11 protein-coding genes and 1 tRNA gene are annotated in these 17,517 nt (G+C 63.5%); 2 read left to right on the top strand and 10 right to left on the bottom strand.

Going from position 1 to position 17,517, the window contains the following annotated elements; all coding sequences use genetic code 11:
- Positions 1-91: 91 nt before the first annotated feature.
- The 9 genes from WS96_RS12190 to WS96_RS12155 form a co-directional block, all read right to left on the bottom strand.
- The gene (locus WS96_RS12190) at positions 92-1,108 is read right to left on the bottom strand and encodes a DUF475 domain-containing protein (RefSeq protein ID WP_034207805.1); all 1,017 of its coding nucleotides are present in this window, start codon (positions 1,106-1,108) and stop codon (positions 92-94) included.
- A 43-nt stretch (positions 1,109-1,151) separates the two neighbouring features.
- A complete protein-coding gene (locus WS96_RS12185) occupies positions 1,152-1,892 on the bottom strand; it encodes a VWA domain-containing protein (protein ID WP_034207806.1) in 741 nt (246 codons plus the stop codon).
- 20 nt (positions 1,893-1,912) lie between these two features.
- Positions 1,913-3,010: a toxic anion resistance protein gene (locus WS96_RS12180; RefSeq protein WP_059832788.1), complete on the bottom strand. Its 1,098-nt coding sequence runs from the start codon at positions 3,008-3,010 to the stop codon at positions 1,913-1,915.
- Positions 3,011-3,358: 348 nt separating this feature from the next.
- Entirely contained in the window at positions 3,359-4,696 is a 1,338-nt protein-coding gene (locus tag WS96_RS12175; RefSeq protein ID WP_059832785.1) for a hypothetical protein, read from the bottom strand.
- Between the two features lie 47 nt (positions 4,697-4,743).
- Positions 4,744-5,007, bottom strand: coding sequence for a PAAR domain-containing protein (locus tag WS96_RS32270; RefSeq protein WP_027784933.1), 264 nt, complete (start codon positions 5,005-5,007; stop codon positions 4,744-4,746).
- A gap of 9 nt (positions 5,008-5,016) precedes the next feature.
- Positions 5,017-6,498 (bottom strand): virulence factor, encoded by a 1,482-nt coding sequence (locus WS96_RS12170; protein ID WP_156443624.1) that lies wholly within the window; start codon positions 6,496-6,498, stop codon positions 5,017-5,019.
- Positions 6,495-8,756 carry a T6SS effector phospholipase Tle3 domain-containing protein gene (locus WS96_RS12165; RefSeq protein ID WP_059832783.1) on the bottom strand — a complete coding sequence of 754 codons (2,262 nt, stop codon included), beginning with the start codon at positions 8,754-8,756 and terminating at the stop codon, positions 6,495-6,497. The genes WS96_RS12170 and WS96_RS12165 overlap by 4 nt, the downstream gene beginning before the upstream one ends.
- Positions 8,757-8,779: 23 nt before the next feature.
- Positions 8,780-11,557 (bottom strand): type VI secretion system Vgr family protein, encoded by a 2,778-nt coding sequence (locus WS96_RS12160; protein WP_059832780.1) that lies wholly within the window; start codon positions 11,555-11,557, stop codon positions 8,780-8,782.
- A gap of 418 nt (positions 11,558-11,975) precedes the next feature.
- On the bottom strand, positions 11,976-12,605 hold the full coding sequence (locus tag WS96_RS12155) for a LysE family translocator (RefSeq protein ID WP_059832777.1): 630 nt from the start codon (positions 12,603-12,605) through the stop codon (positions 11,976-11,978).
- 338 nt (positions 12,606-12,943) lie between these two features.
- Between WS96_RS12155 and WS96_RS12150 the strand changes: the two genes are divergently transcribed.
- Both WS96_RS12150 and WS96_RS12145 read left to right on the top strand, forming a co-directional pair.
- On the top strand, positions 12,944-15,124 hold the full coding sequence (locus WS96_RS12150) for a TonB-dependent receptor (RefSeq protein ID WP_059832775.1): 2,181 nt from the start codon (positions 12,944-12,946) through the stop codon (positions 15,122-15,124).
- Positions 15,125-15,181: 57 nt separating this feature from the next.
- Positions 15,182-15,272: transfer RNA gene (locus tag WS96_RS12145), tRNA-Ser, on the top strand.
- Between the two features lie 229 nt (positions 15,273-15,501).
- Here the strand turns inward: WS96_RS12145 and WS96_RS12140 are convergent.
- A complete protein-coding gene (locus WS96_RS12140) occupies positions 15,502-17,517 on the bottom strand; it encodes a sodium:solute symporter family protein (RefSeq protein ID WP_059832772.1) in 2,016 nt (671 codons plus the stop codon).

Raw genomic sequence — 17,517 nt, 5'->3', positions numbered from 1 at the left:
TCTTCTGCTGGAACCGCCGTTGCGCCGGCGGCGATGCCGGGCCGCCCGCGGCGGCCCCTCGTTGATGGTTATCGCGCCGCGTGACGCGTGCTCACTTGCCCGCCACCGCGGCGCGGTCTTCCTTGCGCTGCACGACGATCGACGACCACACGGCCGCGGCGATCATCGCCGCGCCGATCAGGCCCGTGACGACCTCGGGCACCTCGAATTTCACGCCCAGGAACATGATCGTCGCGAGCGCGCCGATCGCCCAGAACGCGCCGTGCTCGAGAAAGCGGTACTGCGCGAGCGTGCCCTTCTTCAGCAACACGAGCGTCATCTCCCGGATGTAGGCCGCGCCGACGCCGAGGCCGAGCGCGATCAGGAAGATGTTGTTCGACAACGCGAACGCGCCGATCACGCCGTCGAAGCTGAACGACGAATCGAGCACTTCCAGATACATGAAACCCGCGACGCCTTCGCGCACCACGCGCGTGCCCGTGTCCTCGCCGCCGACCAGGTCGCCCACGCCGTGCGCGATCACGAAGCCGATCACGCCGAAGGCGCCCGCGAGCAGGAAGCTGACCTGCTCGGCCGCCGGCACGTAGAACGACGCGACGATCACGATCGCGAGCGTCAGCGCCACCTCCAGCGCGGTGATGCGGCCGAGATGACGCATCGGGCCTTCGAGGAAGCCGATCCAGTGCTCGTCCTTCTCGGTGTCGAGCATGAACTTGAAGAACACCATCAGCAGGAACGCGCCGCCGAACGCCGACACCTCGTGATGCGCGGACGTCAGCACCGCCGCGTACTTGTCCGGCGATTCGATCGCGAGCGTCAGCGCATCCCACAGGCCGATGTGGCCGATCACCGCGACGATCAGCAGCGGGAACACGAGCCGCATGCCGAACACCGCGACCGGCAAGCCGAACACCATGAAGCGGTTGCGCCACTTCTCCGACCAGTTCTTCAGCACCGATGCGTTGACGACCGCGTTGTCGAGCGACAGCGAAATTTCGAGCACGCACAGGACCGCGACGATCAGCATGTCCTTCACGCCGCCGAGGAGATAGGCCGCGATCAGCGCGAGCGCCGTGAGCGACAACGGGATCTTGAAGTCTTTCAACATGATGGGGTAATCGAGTTCAGAAAAATGGGCTGGCGGGGCGCGCTTACTTCGCGCGCACCCAGTCGCAGAATTCCTGCGTGATCAGTTGTTCGTAGATCTGTTCGTCGCTGAGGTCGAGCGATTCGAGATGCAGGAAGCCGACGTTCGGCATGTCGTCCGCGACTTCCGCGAGGAAATCGAATTCGCTCGGATCGCCGACGCCGACGAGCGACCAGTACAGCGGGAAATGCTGCGATTCGGCCAGCAACTGGCGCACGCGCTTGCGATCGTTCTTCGGGTTCTGCCCGTCGGTGACGAACAGCACCCATGCGGGCAGATGGCCGTTCACGGGCGCCGAGGCGGCCGGCGCGGACGTGTCGTCCGCCCCGCCGAACAGCCGGCTCAGGAAGCCGCGCTTTTCCTCGCGCTTCGGCTCCGGCGCGCGGAAGAAGAAGTCGACGATGTCGTTCATCACCGGCGCGTACTGCGTGCCGCCCCACTTGTCGATCCGCGCGTTGAGCACATGGTCGGAAATGTACGAGCCGTAGTTGTCCGGCGTCGCGGTCGGCAGGCGGTCGTAGCCTTCGGTGAAGGTCCACGTGTCGACTTCGCCGTTGTCGTCGAATTTCAGGGCGATGCCGAGAATCCGGTCGTGCGTCTCCTGGATCACGCCCGACTGGTACAGCGGCTTCGCGGAGCCCGAAATGTCGAGCGCCGCGCCGACGCGCACGACGGGCGGCTTCAGGATCTGACGTTTTTCGAGGACGATCGCGACCTTCGCCGCGCGTTTCTCAAGCGTAATCATGCAGTGTTCTCTCGGTTCTCTTAGTTGTGCTTCGGAGCGAATCGGGTGATCAGGTCCTGTTCGAGCTGGCGCAGGCGCGGCGCGTCCTGCTCGCGCTGGCGCTTGCCGTCGGCGATGATCTGCGTGATGTCGTCGAACGCGCCGAACAGCTGCTGCTGCGCGTATTCGAACGTGTCGGTCGAGATCACCGGACGCTGGCCGAGCTTCGCGACTTCCTGCGCGTTCCGGCGATTCAGGTCGGCCTGCGCGCGGATCGCCTCGTCGGCCGCGTCGTACGTCGCGTTCGCGAGCGCCGCCGCGCGCTTCGTGCCGAGCTGCTCGAGATAGAGCGCGAACGCATTGGTCCACGCGGGGATCAGCACGGTCTTGATCGTCATGAACTTCGACATCAGCGTGCGTTTCTGGTCCTGCTCCATCCGGATCTGCGGCGCGAGCTGCTTCGACATCAGCATCGCGCGATCGAGGTCGTCGAGCTTGCTTTCGAGCGCGTCGACCTTGCGCTTCACGTCGAGCAGGCGCTGCGCGGCGAATGCATCGTCAGCCGGCTGCTGGCCGGCCGCGAGATGCGCGCGCAGCGTCACGAGCGCCGTTTCGCCGTGCGCCTTCGACTGCGCGAGCGCCTGGTGCAGCGCGTAATTGTCGTTGTACATCCGCTCGAGCTCGTCGATGCCGGCCTTCTGGCGCTGCGCATGGTTTTCGAGCTCGACGACGAGCGTGTCCATCCGCTTGCTCACCGACTCGTATTGCGACAGCAGCTTCTCCTTGGTCGAGCGAAACAGCCGGGTGACCTGCGTGAGCAGCCCGCCCTTGTCGGCGCCGCGCGGGTCGAGCCCCTTCGCGGTCGCGATCAGCTCGTTGAGCTTGTCGCCGAACTGGTCGGCGTCCGATGCCCGGACGCTCGCGAGAATCTGCTGGGAGAAGGCGGCGATCCGCGTGCCCTGCGTCGCGCCGAGCTGGTCGATCTCGTCGACGGTGATCAGGCGCGCATGTTCCGTCGGCGACGCTGCCGGCACGACGACGTTGGCGACGGCTGCCGGCACGGCGACGGGCGACGAAGACGGGGTGGACGGACGATCGCTGACCGCATCGGATTTGTTGTCGTCGAATAGCGGCTTCATGTGCTACCACGTTTCCTTTTCTGCTTTTTGCTACGTGTTGTCGTGCGCGCGAGACGCGCTTGCGCGGTTGCCGTCGTGCTCTCTCACGGGCGGCAGACGGACAATAAGGGGCGACGGGGCGGCGCGTCAAGTCGGGCAAGTCTTTCAATTTACATACGATATGTAAGACATGCGATAGGAATTCCGACACGGCCTCCGACACGTCAGGACCCGTGCCTTGATGGAGCGCGAATCCGGATTTCCCCGTGCATATTGGCAAAGAGAATCAGAAAGTATTTTGAAAGAATCGGGTTCTCGTTATTCCGCTGATTGTTACAGATTGCTTAACGCAACCCCTTACGTCGCGTCCTAGTCCGAATAGCCTTGCGACGTCGGGCGCGCGTCGTGACGGCGCCCCCACCATGGCAAGTACGCGTTGTTCCCTCCGCGTGCGCGGAACCACTCCTTGTCGGGATCGATCGGCGTCAGCTTCGACGGCGCGACGACGACCAGGGCCGTCGGATGCTCGGCGTCGGTCGTGCCTGCCACGAGCACGTTTCCGCCGAGATGTTTTGCGCGGCCGATCGCGAGCGCCACATCGGTCAACGCAGCACCGGCCCCCATGTCACCGAGCAGTGCCGACGTGTTGAAGGTCGCGCCGCGGAGGTCGCTTTCCGGCACGGCCTCCGCGAGCCCTTGCAAAAGGGACGCGGCCCTTGCCGACGCGGTGGCGCTGCCCTTGCCTGCGTCGTGGATAACGTAGTTCAGCGACGAGACCGTGACGCCCGCATTGGCTGCGGCTGCGTCGATCGTCGATTTCCATGCCGGCACCGCGCGGCTCCCGTTCTGCTTCGCGTCGAGATCCTTGACGCTGCCTTGCGCCGCCTTGCCGATCCATGCCAGCGGTTCGCGCTCGGTCTTCAGACCGGGGCCAGCGAGGAACAGCACCACCATGTTCTCGTTGATCTGTTCGTCGTGCGGAGGAAAACTGGGTGCGTCCCAGTTCATCACCCACACGCTTTTGTCGGGATGCGCGGCCAGATAGTCCAGCGCCGCGTTCAGCGATGTGAAGCCGGCATTGCCTTGGCCCGACGTCACGTGTACGTCGGGTGGCGTATCGCGGCTCCATAGATTTTTTGCGGAGGGGTTGCCGATTTCGAAAATGTTGACGGCACGATCCCGCAGATATGCTGCTGCCAGTTCAGAGGCCAGCCTATCACCTGGAATAGCCAACTCGACTCGCATGCCAGCCAGTTCCCTCCATTTCCGCCGTGAACTCGCGCTGACGGTATAGAAGTAATCCTCGTTCGTAAAATATCGCAAACGAAAGAGAAGCAGAAGTTTGTCGACGTACTTCTCATAGAACCCGGAAAACGTCTCACTTCCCCAGTTACCGTCCGCGACGATGGAAACCGCCTGCAAGGTCGAGTATTTTTTGGGGTTTGTGCGCACCATGTCGTCATTAGCATTCGGCTTCACCAACCCGAGCGTCCATAGCAATTGCCACTCGGTCGGATAGTCGCGACGCTGCAGCGGATTGAGCCATTCAAGTCCGACGACTTGAGCAACAAACGGCGCGGCAGACGCACCTTCGACAGATTGCGCCGATGTAGTGCTCGTCGCGGCCCGCAACGGCGAGCCCGACAAGAGTGTCGCCATGACGATCGAGACGCACCCGATGCGTCTCGCAAGTTTGAAGCAGTGCATGAATATTCCCGATCGAACCGGCCAATCCCCCGCGCCGGTTCGGCAATTCATTCCCGTCCGGACGACGCTAGACTCGAAATCAGCGTCGCACCACACGATGTCTTGTGACCATCGAATGCAGCGGGTTTTCCGTCGACGATGACCTGCGGATCGCCTTCGGCGATAAAGCAGGCCTGATGGCCCGCGATCGGGCAGACACACGTGTCACCGAGCCGGGCGACCGGCCGCCCCATCACTTCGCTGACCGCACTGCCGGTCACGACCTGACCGCCGTGGCTCGTTGCGTCGCCAACTCGAATGATGCCGCGCATGCGCGCTCCTTATTCTGAATAGCCTTGCGATGCCGGACGTGCGTCGTGACGGCGCCCCCACCACGGCAAGTACGCGTTGTTCTCCCCGCGCGCGCGGAACCAGTCCTTGTCGGCGTCGATCGGCGTCAGCTTCGAAGGCGCGACGACGACGACTGCCGTCGGATGCTCCGCGTCGGTCGTTCCGGCTACGAGCACATTTCCACCAAGGTGATTCGCGCGGCCGATCGCCAGCGCCACATCGGTCAGCGCCGCACCGGCGCCCATGTCACCGAGTAGCGCCGATGTATTGAAGGTCTGCGTACGGAAATCGTATTCGGGCAGTACTTCCGTCAGCGTCTGCGACAGTGACGCAATGCGTGTCGATGCAGCATCGCTGCCCTTGCCCGCGTCGTGCACGATGTAATTTACCGACGACACCGGCACGCCTGCATTACTCGCCGCCGCTTCGATCGTCGACTTCCATGCCTGCACCGCGCGGCTCGCGCCTTGCTTTGCGTCGAAATCCTTGACGTTGCTTCGTGCAGCCTTGCCGATCCAGGCCAGCGGTTCACGCTCGGTCTTCAGGTCGGGACCGGCGAGGAACAGCACCACCATGTTCTCGTTGATCTGTTCGTCCTTCGGCGGGAAGCTCGGTGCGTCCCAGTTCATCACCCACGCGCTTTTGTCCGGGTGGGCGGCCAGATAGTCCAGTGCCGCGTTCAGCGACGTGAAGCCGGCATTCCCCTGCCCCGATGTCACATGCACATCCGGCGGTGTGTCGTGGCTCCATAAATTTTTAGCCGACGGATTGCCTATTTCGAAAAAATTAACAATCTGATCTCGCAAATGCGACGACGCCAGCTCAGGATCGAGTCGACCAGAGGGGATTGCCAGTTCGACATGCATGCCAGCCAATTCTCGCCACTTCTTCTGGCTATCTGATCTAACAGTGTAAAAATAATCTTCATTCGTGAAATATCGAGTCCGAAAAAGTACCAGCAACTCATTGACATACTTCTTATAGAACCCGGAAAACGATTCACGCCCCCAGCGGCCATCGGCCACGATAGAAATCGGTTGCAATGTTGAGTATTTTTTGGGATTGACCCGAACCATGTCATCGTTGACATTCGGCTTTACTAGGCCGAGCGTCCACAATATCTGCCACTCGGTGCTGTAATCCTTGCGCTGCAGCGGGTTCATCCAGCCAAGCCCGACGACCTGAGCCACGAATGGCCTGGACGCCCCGGCTCCGGTGACTGGAACCGCCTTCTCGTCCAATGAAGCCGCCACTGCTCGCGGGCCCGCAATCACCGTTGTAAATGCAAATACCATGATTGCTACAAGTCCTGGAACCAGGACTAACCGCTTCATCAAAGTTCCCATGCTCAACAATGCTCCTGTCCGCTCATCAGACGCAACCAATATCAAAACCGATACACCCAGCGCAAGAAGCAATGCACCGCCGGCGACTCCGAATCGACGCGGCCATGTAGCAATGGCCGATCTCATAAAATGCCTCCAAGCTTCAGGAAAAATCCGCCATCTCTTTCGTCGTGTATCTTGGAAGGCATTTTTGCATGATCATCCTTAACAACCCAATCCTGCAAAAATAATTTTTCACATTTCCCAGTTATAATATATTCTGCCATCTTACCATTTTGGCCCTCATCCCCCAAACCATTGGCAAATCGCCAATCAGCCTGAATCCTGATTTCCTCCAAATCCGTCTCAGTCAGATAACAGAGCCCAATTGCCACATCATAAGCCAACGCCTTCTCAGCATGGTCCTTGTTGGTCATGATGGTCGAATGGTTCGTTGGATTATTCTTGTCCCCGCCGTTCAGAATCTGAAATATCTCGTTGTTCCGCCATTCGGTATAGTCAGCGCTCGCGGCCCCCGGATTGTCCTCCCCGACCACATTTCCGAACTTGTCCACCCATCGACGGTTTCCGGATCTCCGCGCTTCCATCCGGAGAATGGAATGATCCTCATACCGCTGCGCAGCTTCGGACGCCGCATCCCCCTGCGCCTTCAGCGCATCACCCTCAGTCTTGAATTTTTCCGATTTCGCATCGAAGTTGTCGTACGGATCATCATCGCGCTTGTTCTCCTTGTTGGCGTCACGCGCAGCCGACGGCGGATCGTAGCTCTCGTTGAAGCTCCCTTCCTCGATCGGTTTCCCTTGCGCATCGCAAGCGCCCGATGGTTTGTCGTAGCGAAAGGCCTTCGGGAGAAAGCGCGTTTCCTCGTCTAGCATCGGCGCCGTGATCGGGACTTCCCAGTCTTTTGGCGGATCGGCATTGACCTTCATGTCGGTCAAATTGAACAGATAGAGAGCGGGGCTCGTTATAAGCGTGACAAACTTCGTGAGCAACTTGTCATTGGAATGCATGCCTCGTCCAAGACCATACCGTGCAGGCGGTGATGGCGGATACCAGAAGCCTTCCTTCTGGTTCTTGTCCTTGCGCCAGTCGTCCTGCCAATACCGATAGAGCTTGTTCTCTCCGCCCACCTCGAAATTCGACGCGAATACGCGTTGGGAGAAAACACCCCACCCGTTCGTCGAACTGATTTCATCGATACTCATCCCGCGCCAGCCGATTCCCTGAACGGTCAAGGCGGAAATGACCTGATCGTGCGGGCAGCAGTACAGCGTCACTCTCCCGTAGGTGTTTTTCTGGTACAACCCATGCGCCTCCCGGTCCTTGGCTGCGCTATACGGTTTGCCCCCGTTCTTCGACGGTCTTGCGTTTTCCATCGCCCGATCGAGATCCTCCGCAGGCATCTCGAGCTCGGCCCGAGCACGCAGGATATCGAAGTACGCTCTCAGCGTTTCCTTGCGCGCGACATAGGTCTCGCGCCCCACGTGCCCGTTCTTGTCGCGCACCCCGCGCTGCGCCCACGAGTCGGTCATGTTGGCCTCGACGAGACTGTACGGGGGATTGGCGAGCACATAGGTGTCGGCCACGCAGCGCCCTTTCTTGCCCCACTGATCCGTCACCTCGGGCAACCGGTCACCGAGAAACGCTGCGGCGAGACCGATCATGTTTCCCTGGCTGTGGCACACGATCGTGATCGGCGCGTCGGCTTGTCGCTTGCGGATCGATTCGACCAGGCGTGCCAGCCGCAGTGCGCCAAGCACACCGTAAGTGCGCGGTGGCGTCGAATAGATTTTTCGATTGCCGATGCCGTTCATGTGCTGGACGGTCAGCCACAGAAAAAGCCGATCGTTCAACCCGTCGTTCCACAGATCCGGCAAACTCGTACACCCGCCCGCGAACGGACCACCGCCCCAGTAATTCTTCTCGTTGAGCATGATCTTGTCGCCATACTTCTGCAGCTCCTCCGCATTCGCGGCATAGCCCCATCGAAAGTGGATGACGGGCGAAAAGGACGGATCGGGCTTGATGTACGTCTTCGACGACATGTCCGGATTCAGGAAACCGTCTGGCGTCAGGCTTTCGATATAGCTGACCGGCGTCATCTGCCCGGCCACCGGCCCCCAATGGAACAGCTGATCGTCATAACGCCCCATGCGCCGGTTCAACCCGGCACACAACCCCTTCTCGGCCTCCTTGAACCATTCCCCTTCCGAATTCACCCCGTGCACGAAAATGACGACGCCCGGCAGCGGCATCTGCATCACGCATTCGAGGTCGTTGCGGTTGAACAGCATCGTCCCCGATCCACCGCCCACCGAAGTCTGCGACGGGTCGTCCGTCGACGGTTGCCCGCCCGGGTTCTGCGCAAAGTTGTAGTTCGACATGTTGTTTTTCTTGAAGACTCAGCTCAGGTTCTCGACTTGAAAAAGCGAACCGCCAATTGTTCGAACTGATCGCTGCTGACCGGTGCCAGCTTGCCCTGCGCGTCCGTCTTTCCCTTGATCAATTCGCCCGACGCCTTTCGCACCTCGGCTTCCATGCCCTCGACCGGCTGCCCGTCGGTGGCCCGGACCAGCTTCGGCACCCGCCCCAGCGAGCCTTGGTCGAACTTCGGAAAATCGGCGCTCATGCTCGCCGGCCCGGCCCAGGTATGGGACGCGGACTTGACGGTAAAACTCCCCGGACACCCGAGCTCGATATCCCCGCCCTGCAGCTTCAGATACGCGCCGCCCGACGTCACGAACACGACCTGCTCGCTGGCCATTCCCGCGAGCTTGCCGCCGCCCGCCGTCATCTGGATGTTCTTCGCCGAATCGATCTGCGTGTCGTCGTTCTGGCTCTGCAGCGCCACCTTCCCCTGGTTGGCGATCGCCGATACGCCCTCGCTATGCGCGAACATCGCGACGCCATGCCCGGCCTGCAGGTTGATCCGCTGCCCGCTCGTGTACTGAAGATGGTTCTGCGCGACGACATCGACGTTGCCGCCCGCGTGGGTCGTCACGGTCTTCGGCGTCGCCATGCTGATGCCGGCCGGCGCGGTGATGCCGATGGCCGCCATCGACGCGCCTGACGACTCACCGCCGCCGGACGCCCCTCCATTCGGCCAGCCTTTCACCGTGGTCATGAGCGCGTCGTGCGGTTGCGTATCGGGCGCCACGCCCTGATGCTGGCCCGCGTAGTCGCCGAGACTCTTGAACAGTTCGACGCATTCCTGCATCAGTTGCAAATACTCGTCCCGCGCGAGGTGGCCGTCGCTCGCGCGAAGCCGCTCCCAGGCCGAAATCAGCATCGCCTTGCCGCTGCGAATCGCCACGTGCGCATCGCTGCGCAATTCGGCGCCCTCGCCGCGCGCCGCCCCCTGCCCGTTGTCGCGCGGCTGCGTCAGATAGCCGAGGTTCAGCTGACTGTACGCATGCTCGCTCGCCAGCTGGCTGCTGATCTGCCCGGGCGTATCGTCGAAGCGAATCTGGTTGTACCGCTGCCCCTTGATTTCCTTCGTCTTCGTGCCGGAAAGATAGCGGTTGCCCGGCAGCGCGCCGGTATGGCTGAAGGTCGCCGGCATGTTCGGCCCGTTGGCCAGTACACCCATCACGACGAGCCGGTCCGGATCGCCGCCGATATGGCCGATCAGCACTTCCATGCCGACGCGCGGCAACGTATTCGCGCCGAAACTCGGCCCGGCGAGCGCGCAGGCGACGCGTACCGGCGCACTGTCGGACGGCGTACCGCTCGTGCCGGCGCCCTGGGCGTGCGCATGATCGTCGGCGCTCAACCCCTGGATCCGCACGCGGATGCGGCCCATTTCATCGCAGAACACCTCCTCGCCCTGCGGCCCGACGACGACCGCCGTCATCGGATGCACGGGCGGCAGATCGACGTGGGGATCGTAGGCCGGCGTCAGCGGCACGCCGCGGCGCACGCACGAGAACGTGTTCTCGTAGCGCCTGTCGTTTTCGTCGCCCGGTTTGCCGCTCACGTCGGCCGGCACCGCGTCGAACAGCACGCGGCTTGCCGCGAACAGCGATTGCGCGCGCTCGTTCAGTTCCTTCGGCAGGTTGTTCCGCACGCAATGATGAAGCGACGTGACGACGAACTGCCGCTGTTCGGCCGGCAACATGTCGAGTTGCGGATGCTCCGCGAGCGCAAACCAGTGTCCGACGGCCAGATCGCGCACATTGCTCACGCCGTCGACGGATTCGGCGCGCAGTTCATGCGCCAGCATCCGGTCCTTGCCGATCCGGTCGAGATCGGACGACGAATCCCCGGCATGCGGGATGTCGATCACGACGTCGGCCAGCAAATGCCCGAGGTCGTTGCCGCCGTCGCCCTGATCGACGATCGTCGCCTGCTCGGTTTGCGACATCCGGCCGCTCTTGTAGTCCCACGTCGGCCGGACGATCTTGCCCGGGATCAATCGGCGGCTCGTCGCCCACAGCGTGATCGAGTCGCGCTCTTCGGTGGCGGCGTCGCGATGGTAGCGGACGGTGCCGGCGGCCGTCTGCGGCAACTTCATCGAGTCGTCGGCAAAGACGAGCGTATGAACCGGCGTGTCGTGCGCATTGCCGCTCGCCCGCTCGCCGGCCTTGCCCGCCTTGACGAAGACGGTCGCCCCCTCCCGTCGCAACAGCCGCCGGATGAAATGCGCATCCGACTCGTTGACCTGCCTCGTGAGTTCACGCGCGGGGTAACGCTCGGCTTGCAGACCGGACAGGTCAAACTCGAATGCGCCCGCGAGCGCCGAGCTGCGCTGGCGCCATTCCTGAAGCAGCACCCCCAGGATGTCGGGCAGGCTCTTGGACCGGAACAACCGCGAATTGGTCCGCCGCTCCATCACGGACAGCACGTCGCGAATCGTCAGTTGGTAGCAGGTCAGCGAGCCGTCCGATTGTCCGGTGCGAACGTCGGTGACAATGCCGTTGATGGTATGGAGACGCCCGCGATCGGTCGTCATCTCGACGGAGACTGGCAGCCCGATGAAGCTGCGGATCGGCAGATCGGCCCGTGCCGACACGCAGGTCAAATGCCCGTCGATACCGGTCATCAACCCTTCGCGGATATCGGCATACTGGAGCGCAAGCACTTGTTCGAGCGTTTTCTGGGCGGGCCCCCAGTTCATGCGAACCGGCCGATTGTTCTGATCGACCACCCCCGACGCAAACGTGCGCAGCAATTCGGCTGTATTCACAGCGTGACTCTCAGGATTTTGTTTGACTTCGTTGTTCGGCGGGCAATCACGCCCGCTGGTCCGCCCTGGGAGTGCCGCCCGTCTGATTTTCGGCGAGCATAGCAAATTTGTCAGGTTGGTGACGGCTTTTTGACAGGATTTAGAATCTTTTTTGCAAAGCGCCAAACGGGCTCAACCCTTCACATTCTTTCGAAACGGGCCGGTCCCGTCCCGGGCCCCTCGATCGTCACTCCGGTGTCGTTCCCGTATGTGCCCCGCCTCTCCAATATGGGCCGAACGAACGGCACCACTACGTCACGAATCGTGACATCCCCTCGCCTGTCGATACCGACGAACGTCGCGCCGAAACACCGACCGTCGGCCACGTCATGCGTCCTGATGGCACGGCGCCAAGCCGCTTCCCCGCTCCGTCACCGCGTCAATGCACGGCCTTGCGATACAGCGCAACGTACCCCGCGAGCATCAGCAGCAGCGATCCGCTGATCCGGTTCAGCCACTTCTCGCCGGCCGCCTTCCATACGCGAACCGAATGCACGCCCAGCAGCGCGTAACCGGTCATCCCGATTACATCGATGGCGACGATCGTCGCCGCGAGAATCGCGTACTGCGGCGCGATCGCATGCGACCGGTCGACGAATTGCGGCAGCAGCGCGGACATGAACAGGTAGTACTTCGGATTGCTCATCGCGACGAAGAAGCTCTTCAGAAAAGCGCTCCGGCGATCGGGCGTCGCGGGCACGCAGGGCTGCGCCGCCGCGGCCCCGCCGCTCGACGTCAGCATCCGGATACCGACATACGCGAGCCACGCCGCACCGAGCAGCTTCAGCGTCACGAACGCCGTTTCCGACGCGTCGAGCAGCACGCCGAGGCCGAACCCGACCAGCGCGACGAGCACGACGTCGGCGGTGACGGCGCCGAGCATGCCGACCATCGCGTGACGCAATCCGTAGCGCGAACCGTTGCTCATCGCGAGCAACACCGTGGGGCCGGGCGTCGCGACACCAACGGACAGGATCAGCGCAAAGGCGAGCAAGGCGGAGAGCGACATGGCGTGGCGTTCCTTTTGAAGAGAGCGGTGCGGACGGCATCGACGCGATCGGCCCGACGGACCGCAACCGATGCGGACGGTTTGTTACGACGAATGCGGACTTCGCATGATCGCATGTCCATCCCGACGCCCGCTCGGCGGTCGCGCGCCGTCGTCGCTAAACGATCCGATTATCTCAAATAGTGGACAGATCTTTCCGTAAACGACAATGATTCTCGTTTGCGTTAGACTCCGCCGCTCGATAAAAACACGTCCGCGACAGCACGGACGCGTCACGCCGCCCGGATTCCGACTCGCCGCCCTGGGATGGATCACCGACCACACCCGAATTGCGTCCCATGTCGACACTTTCGTTACCCGTCCGGCGTCTCACGCCGATTGCCTTCCGCATTGCGCTCGCCTGCACCTTCCCGGCCGCCGCCCGGGCCCAACAGGCCACTTCCGCCGCCAACGCCGCACCCGACACCACCATGCTGCCGTCGATCAACGTGACCGGCGCGGCCGAGCCGCTGCCCGGCGACCTCGCGCCGACCTACGCCGGCGGCCAGGTCGCGCGCGGCGCGGATTTCGGCGTGCTCGGCCGGCAAAAGGCGAGCGACGTGCCGTTCAGCATGACCACCTACACGTCGAAACTGATCGAGGACCAGCAGGCGCGCACGCTCGCCGACGTGCTCGACAACGATCCGGCCGTGCGCAGCGCCTCCGGCTACGGCAACTTCTCGCAGGTCTTCGTCATCCGCGGTTTCGAGCTCGCCGGCGACGACGTGTCGCTGAACGGCCTGTACGGCGTCACGCCGCGCCAGCTCGTCCAGACCGATGCGGTCGAGCGTGTCGACGTGTTCAAGGGCGCGAATGCATTCCTGAACGGTGCATCGCCGAACGGCTCGGCGGTCGGCGGCGGCGTGAACCTCCAACTGAAGCGCGCGGACGACAAGCCGCTCACGCGCGTCACCGTCGACGGCGCCACGTCCGGCTCGCTCGGCACGCATGTCGACATCGGCCGCCGCTTCGGCAGCGAAGGCCAGTTCGGCGTGCGCGTGAACCAGTCGGTCAACGGCGGCGACACCGCCGTCGACGACGAACGCCGCCGCAGCAACGTGACGGCGGTGTCGCTCGACTGGCGCGGCGACAAGCTGCGCCTGTCCGGCGACTTCCTGTATCAGCGGCAGCGGATCGACGACGGCCGCCCGGTCGTGCTCGTCAGCGGCAATCAGTTGCCCGCCGTGCCGTCCGCGACGCACAACTATGCGCAGCCGTGGAGCTTCAGCGAACTCGAGGACACGGTCGGCATCGTGCGCGCCGAGTACGACTTCCTGCCCGCGTGGACGGCCTACGTATCGGCCGGCGCACGCCATACGAACGAGCACGGCGACTACTACACGCCGACTTACTCGTCGTCCGGCACGACCGGCTCGCGCCTGAGCGTGCCGCACAAGGAAGATGCGCAGTCTGCCGAAGCCGGCGTGCGCGGCCGCTTCACGACCGGCCCCGTGTCGCACTTCGTGACGGCCGGCGCGTCGTTCATCCGCATCGACAGCCAGTCCGCGTACACGATGTCGAACGCGTTCCCGACGACGCTCTACGATCCGGCGCCGCTCGCGTCCCCGCCAACCGCCTATGCAGGCGGCGACATGAACGATCCGGGCACCGTCACGAAGACCTGGCTGCGCAGCCTCGCGGTATCCGATACGCTCGGCTTCCTCGACGACCGCGTGCTGTTCACGATCGGCGCGCGGCGCCAGTCGATCTCGGTCGACAACTTCGACTACACGGGCGCGGTCGCCACCACCTACAGCGACGCGATCACGACGCCGGTGTTCGGTCTCGTCGTGAAGCCGTGGCGCAACGTGTCGATCTTCGCGAACCGCAGCGAGGCGCTCGCACAGGGCGAGATCGCGCCGAACACCGCACGCAACGCGGGCCAGGCGCTGTCGCCGTACCGGTCGAAGCAATATGAAGCCGGCGTCCGCTACGACACCGACAAGTACGGCGCGTCGCTCGCGCTGTTCCAGATCGAGAAGCCGATGGCGTACACCGATCCGGCGACGAACCTGTACGGCGCCGACGGCACGCAGCGGCACCGCGGCATCGAGACGGCCGTGTACGGCGAGCCGTGGAAAGGCGTGCGGCTGATCGCGGGCGCGACGTATCTCGACGCGACGCTGCGGAACACGGCGGGCGGCGCGAACGACGGCCACCGGCCGATCGGCGTGCCGTCGTTCCTGCTCAACGCGGGCGCCGAATACGACGTGCCGATGCTGAACGGACTCACGCTGACCGCGCGCTGGATCCACACGGGGCCGCAGTACCTGGACGTGGCGAACACGATGTCGATTCAGGCGTGGGACCGCTTCGATCTCGGCGCGCGTTACGCGACGAACCTGTTCGGCAAGAAGACGACGTTCCGCGCGACCGTGCGCAACGTCGCGAACAAGTCGTACTGGTCGTCGACGATCGGCGGATATCTGACGCAGGGCGACCCGCGCTCGGTGTGGCTGTCGGTGACGACGGATTTCTGACGGGCGCCGAAGGGGGTGGCGGGCAGCCGCCAGAGTTTGCTATACTCTCGGTCTTCCGGAGAGATGGATGAGTGGTTTAAGTCGCACGCCTGGAAAGCGTGTATAGGTTAATCGCCTATCGGGGGTTCGAATCCCCCTCTCTCCGCCAGTATTCAATGCCCGCGCCAGCGGGCATTTTCGTTTCCGGAGAAAAGCAGGCCGATGGTTCGGCGGCGGGAGTTCGAACGGATTCGCTTGCAATCGAATCCGCGGAATCTGCGGCCAGCGCTTGTGCGGGCGAATCGCCCTCTCCTCGCCAAAAGCATGAAGCCAGCCGATTTCCTGAGAAGTCAGGGGGCTTTCCATTCGGCACGTCGACACCGTGCTCCCGCCTGCGCTCACGGATGCCGAATGTAATCCACCAGCGCCCGCGTATATTCATCCGGCCGCTTGTCGCACAGACTCACCGCGATCGCCACCGCGAACCCCGCCGGCACGCCGAACACGCCTGAGCTGATCGGCTCGATCCCGAACCACGCGCGCCCGGCGAACCCGGTCAGTTGCGTGAAGAACGGATAAGTCGACACGATGTAGTACACGCACACCGCCAAGCCCGTCACCATCCCGGCGATCGCGCCGCGCGTCGTCGTGCGCTTCCAGAACACGCCCAGCACCAGCACCGGGAAAAAGCTCGACGCCGCCAGCGAAAACGCGGCGCCGACGAGAAACAGGATCTTCCCGGTATTGAGCGACGCGACATACGACGCGAACAACGCCACCCCCAGCAGCAGCACCTTCGAGATCGTCACGCGCCGCTGGCTCGTCGCATCGGGCGCGACCATGCAGTAATAGACGTCGTGCGACAGTGCGTTCGCGATCGTCAGCAACAGCCCGTCCGCGGTCGACAGCGCCGCGGCCAGCGCACCGGCCGCGATCAGCCCCGACACCACGTACGGCAGCCCCGCGATCTCCGGCGCGGCCAGGACGACCATGTCCGGCTGCATCTGGATTTCCGACCAGTGCACGATGCCGTCGCGAATCACCTCGACGACGCTGATCAGGTCGGGTTCGAAGTGATGCCATTGCGTGACCCACGCCGGCAATTCGGCGAACGGCCGCCCGACGAGATTCGCGAGGATCTCGTACTTGATCAGCACCGCGAGCACCGGCACGCTCAGGTAGAACAGCGCGATGAAGAACAGGGTCCAGCCGACGGAGCGCCGTGCGGACGCGACCGACGTGGTCGTGTTGTAGCGCGTCAGGATGTGCGGCAGGCTCGCGGTGCCGAGCGACAGGCACAGCAGCAGCGCGAGGAAATTCCGCTCGCGCGGCTTGCGTTCGTCTTCGCTCGCGGCCGGAAACGGCTCGTGCATCGGCACGGGCGGCTCGGCACGCGCGAGGAGGTCGTCACGCGCCTGTGTCCACGCCACGCGCGCCGCCGCCGGATCGCGCGGGAAATCGGCCAGATCGCGCTCGAGCTGGCTGATCTCGCGCAGCGGCCCGTTGTGGCGCCGCAGGTCGGCAAGCCGGTCGACGAGATGCCGGCGCGCGTCCGCATGGGACGCCGGCAACCGGTCGAGCCGCGTCTGGATCTCCGCGGCTTGCCGGCGGTACGCATCACGCACCTGCTGCTCGTCGCGCGCGTCGCGCACCTGCGCCTCGCGGCCCGCGACGCGCACCATCAGCTTGCCGTAATTGAACTGCGGCACGGGCCCGAGGCCATTCTTCATCGCGATCAGCGACACCGGAATCAGGATCGCGCTGATCAGGATGATGTACTGCGCGACCTGCGTCCACGTGACCGCCCGCATCCCGCCGAGAAACGAGCACACGAGAATGCCCGCGAGCCCGCAGAAGATGCCGATCGCGAAATCGACGCCGATGAAGCGCGTCGCGATCAGGCCGATCCCCTGGATCTGCGCGACCAGATACACGAACGAACACAGGATCGCCGCACCGGCGGCGAGCGCGCGCACGGCCGTGCTCGAAAAGCGCGTGCCGAGAAAATCGGGAATCGTGTAGCGCGCGAGCTTGCGCACATACGGCGCGAGCAGGAACGCGACGAGGCAGAACCCGCCCGTCCACCCCATCACGTACGCGAGCGCGTCGTAACCGGTGGCGTAGAGCGAGCCAGCCAGGCCGATGAACGACGCGGCCGACAGCCAGTCGGCCGCCGTCGCCATCCCGTTGAACGCGGACGGCACGCGCCGCCCGGCCACGTAATACTCGACGAGATCGGACGTGCGCGACAACAACCCGATCACCGCATACACGGCGATCGGCACGAACAGAAACACGTAGCCGATCCAGACGCCCGAGCCCGTCGCGCGCTCGATCCGCCACATCAGCAGCACGAACCCGAGAAACCCGAGCGTGTAGAGCGCGTACGCGCGTATCAGTCGATGCGTCAGCAT

The sequence above is a fragment of the Burkholderia sp. MSMB1835 genome (assembly GCF_001526365.1).
In the GTDB taxonomy this organism is placed as follows: domain Bacteria; phylum Pseudomonadota; class Gammaproteobacteria; order Burkholderiales; family Burkholderiaceae; genus Burkholderia.
The sequence above is the reverse complement of the archived record's forward strand: the minus strand, read 5'-3'. Positions and strand labels throughout refer to the sequence as shown.

What these genes read in the sequence shown, in the direction of transcription:
- WS96_RS12150 (WP_059832775.1), top strand. Translation starts at nt 12,944, where the DNA reads ATGTCGACACTTTCGTTACCCGTCCGGCGTCTCACGCCGATTGCCTTC.
- WS96_RS12190 (WP_034207805.1), bottom strand. Translation starts at nt 1,108, where the DNA reads ATGTTGAAAGACTTCAAGATCCCGTTGTCGCTCACGGCGCTCGCGCTG.
- WS96_RS32270 (WP_027784933.1), bottom strand. Translation starts at nt 5,007, where the DNA reads ATGCGCGGCATCATTCGAGTTGGCGACGCAACGAGCCACGGCGGTCAG.
- WS96_RS12140 (WP_059832772.1), bottom strand. Translation starts at nt 17,517, where the DNA reads ATGCTGACGCATCGACTGATACGCGCGTACGCGCTCTACACGCTCGGG.
- WS96_RS12180 (WP_059832788.1), bottom strand. Translation starts at nt 3,010, where the DNA reads ATGAAGCCGCTATTCGACGACAACAAATCCGATGCGGTCAGCGATCGT.
- WS96_RS12155 (WP_059832777.1), bottom strand. Translation starts at nt 12,605, where the DNA reads ATGTCGCTCTCCGCCTTGCTCGCCTTTGCGCTGATCCTGTCCGTTGGT.
- WS96_RS12185 (WP_034207806.1), bottom strand. Translation starts at nt 1,892, where the DNA reads ATGATTACGCTTGAGAAACGCGCGGCGAAGGTCGCGATCGTCCTCGAA.
- WS96_RS12170 (WP_156443624.1), bottom strand. Translation starts at nt 6,498, where the DNA reads ATGAGATCGGCCATTGCTACATGGCCGCGTCGATTCGGAGTCGCCGGC.
- WS96_RS12165 (WP_059832783.1), bottom strand. Translation starts at nt 8,756, where the DNA reads ATGTCGAACTACAACTTTGCGCAGAACCCGGGCGGGCAACCGTCGACG.
- WS96_RS12175 (WP_059832785.1), bottom strand. Translation starts at nt 4,696, where the DNA reads ATGCACTGCTTCAAACTTGCGAGACGCATCGGGTGCGTCTCGATCGTC.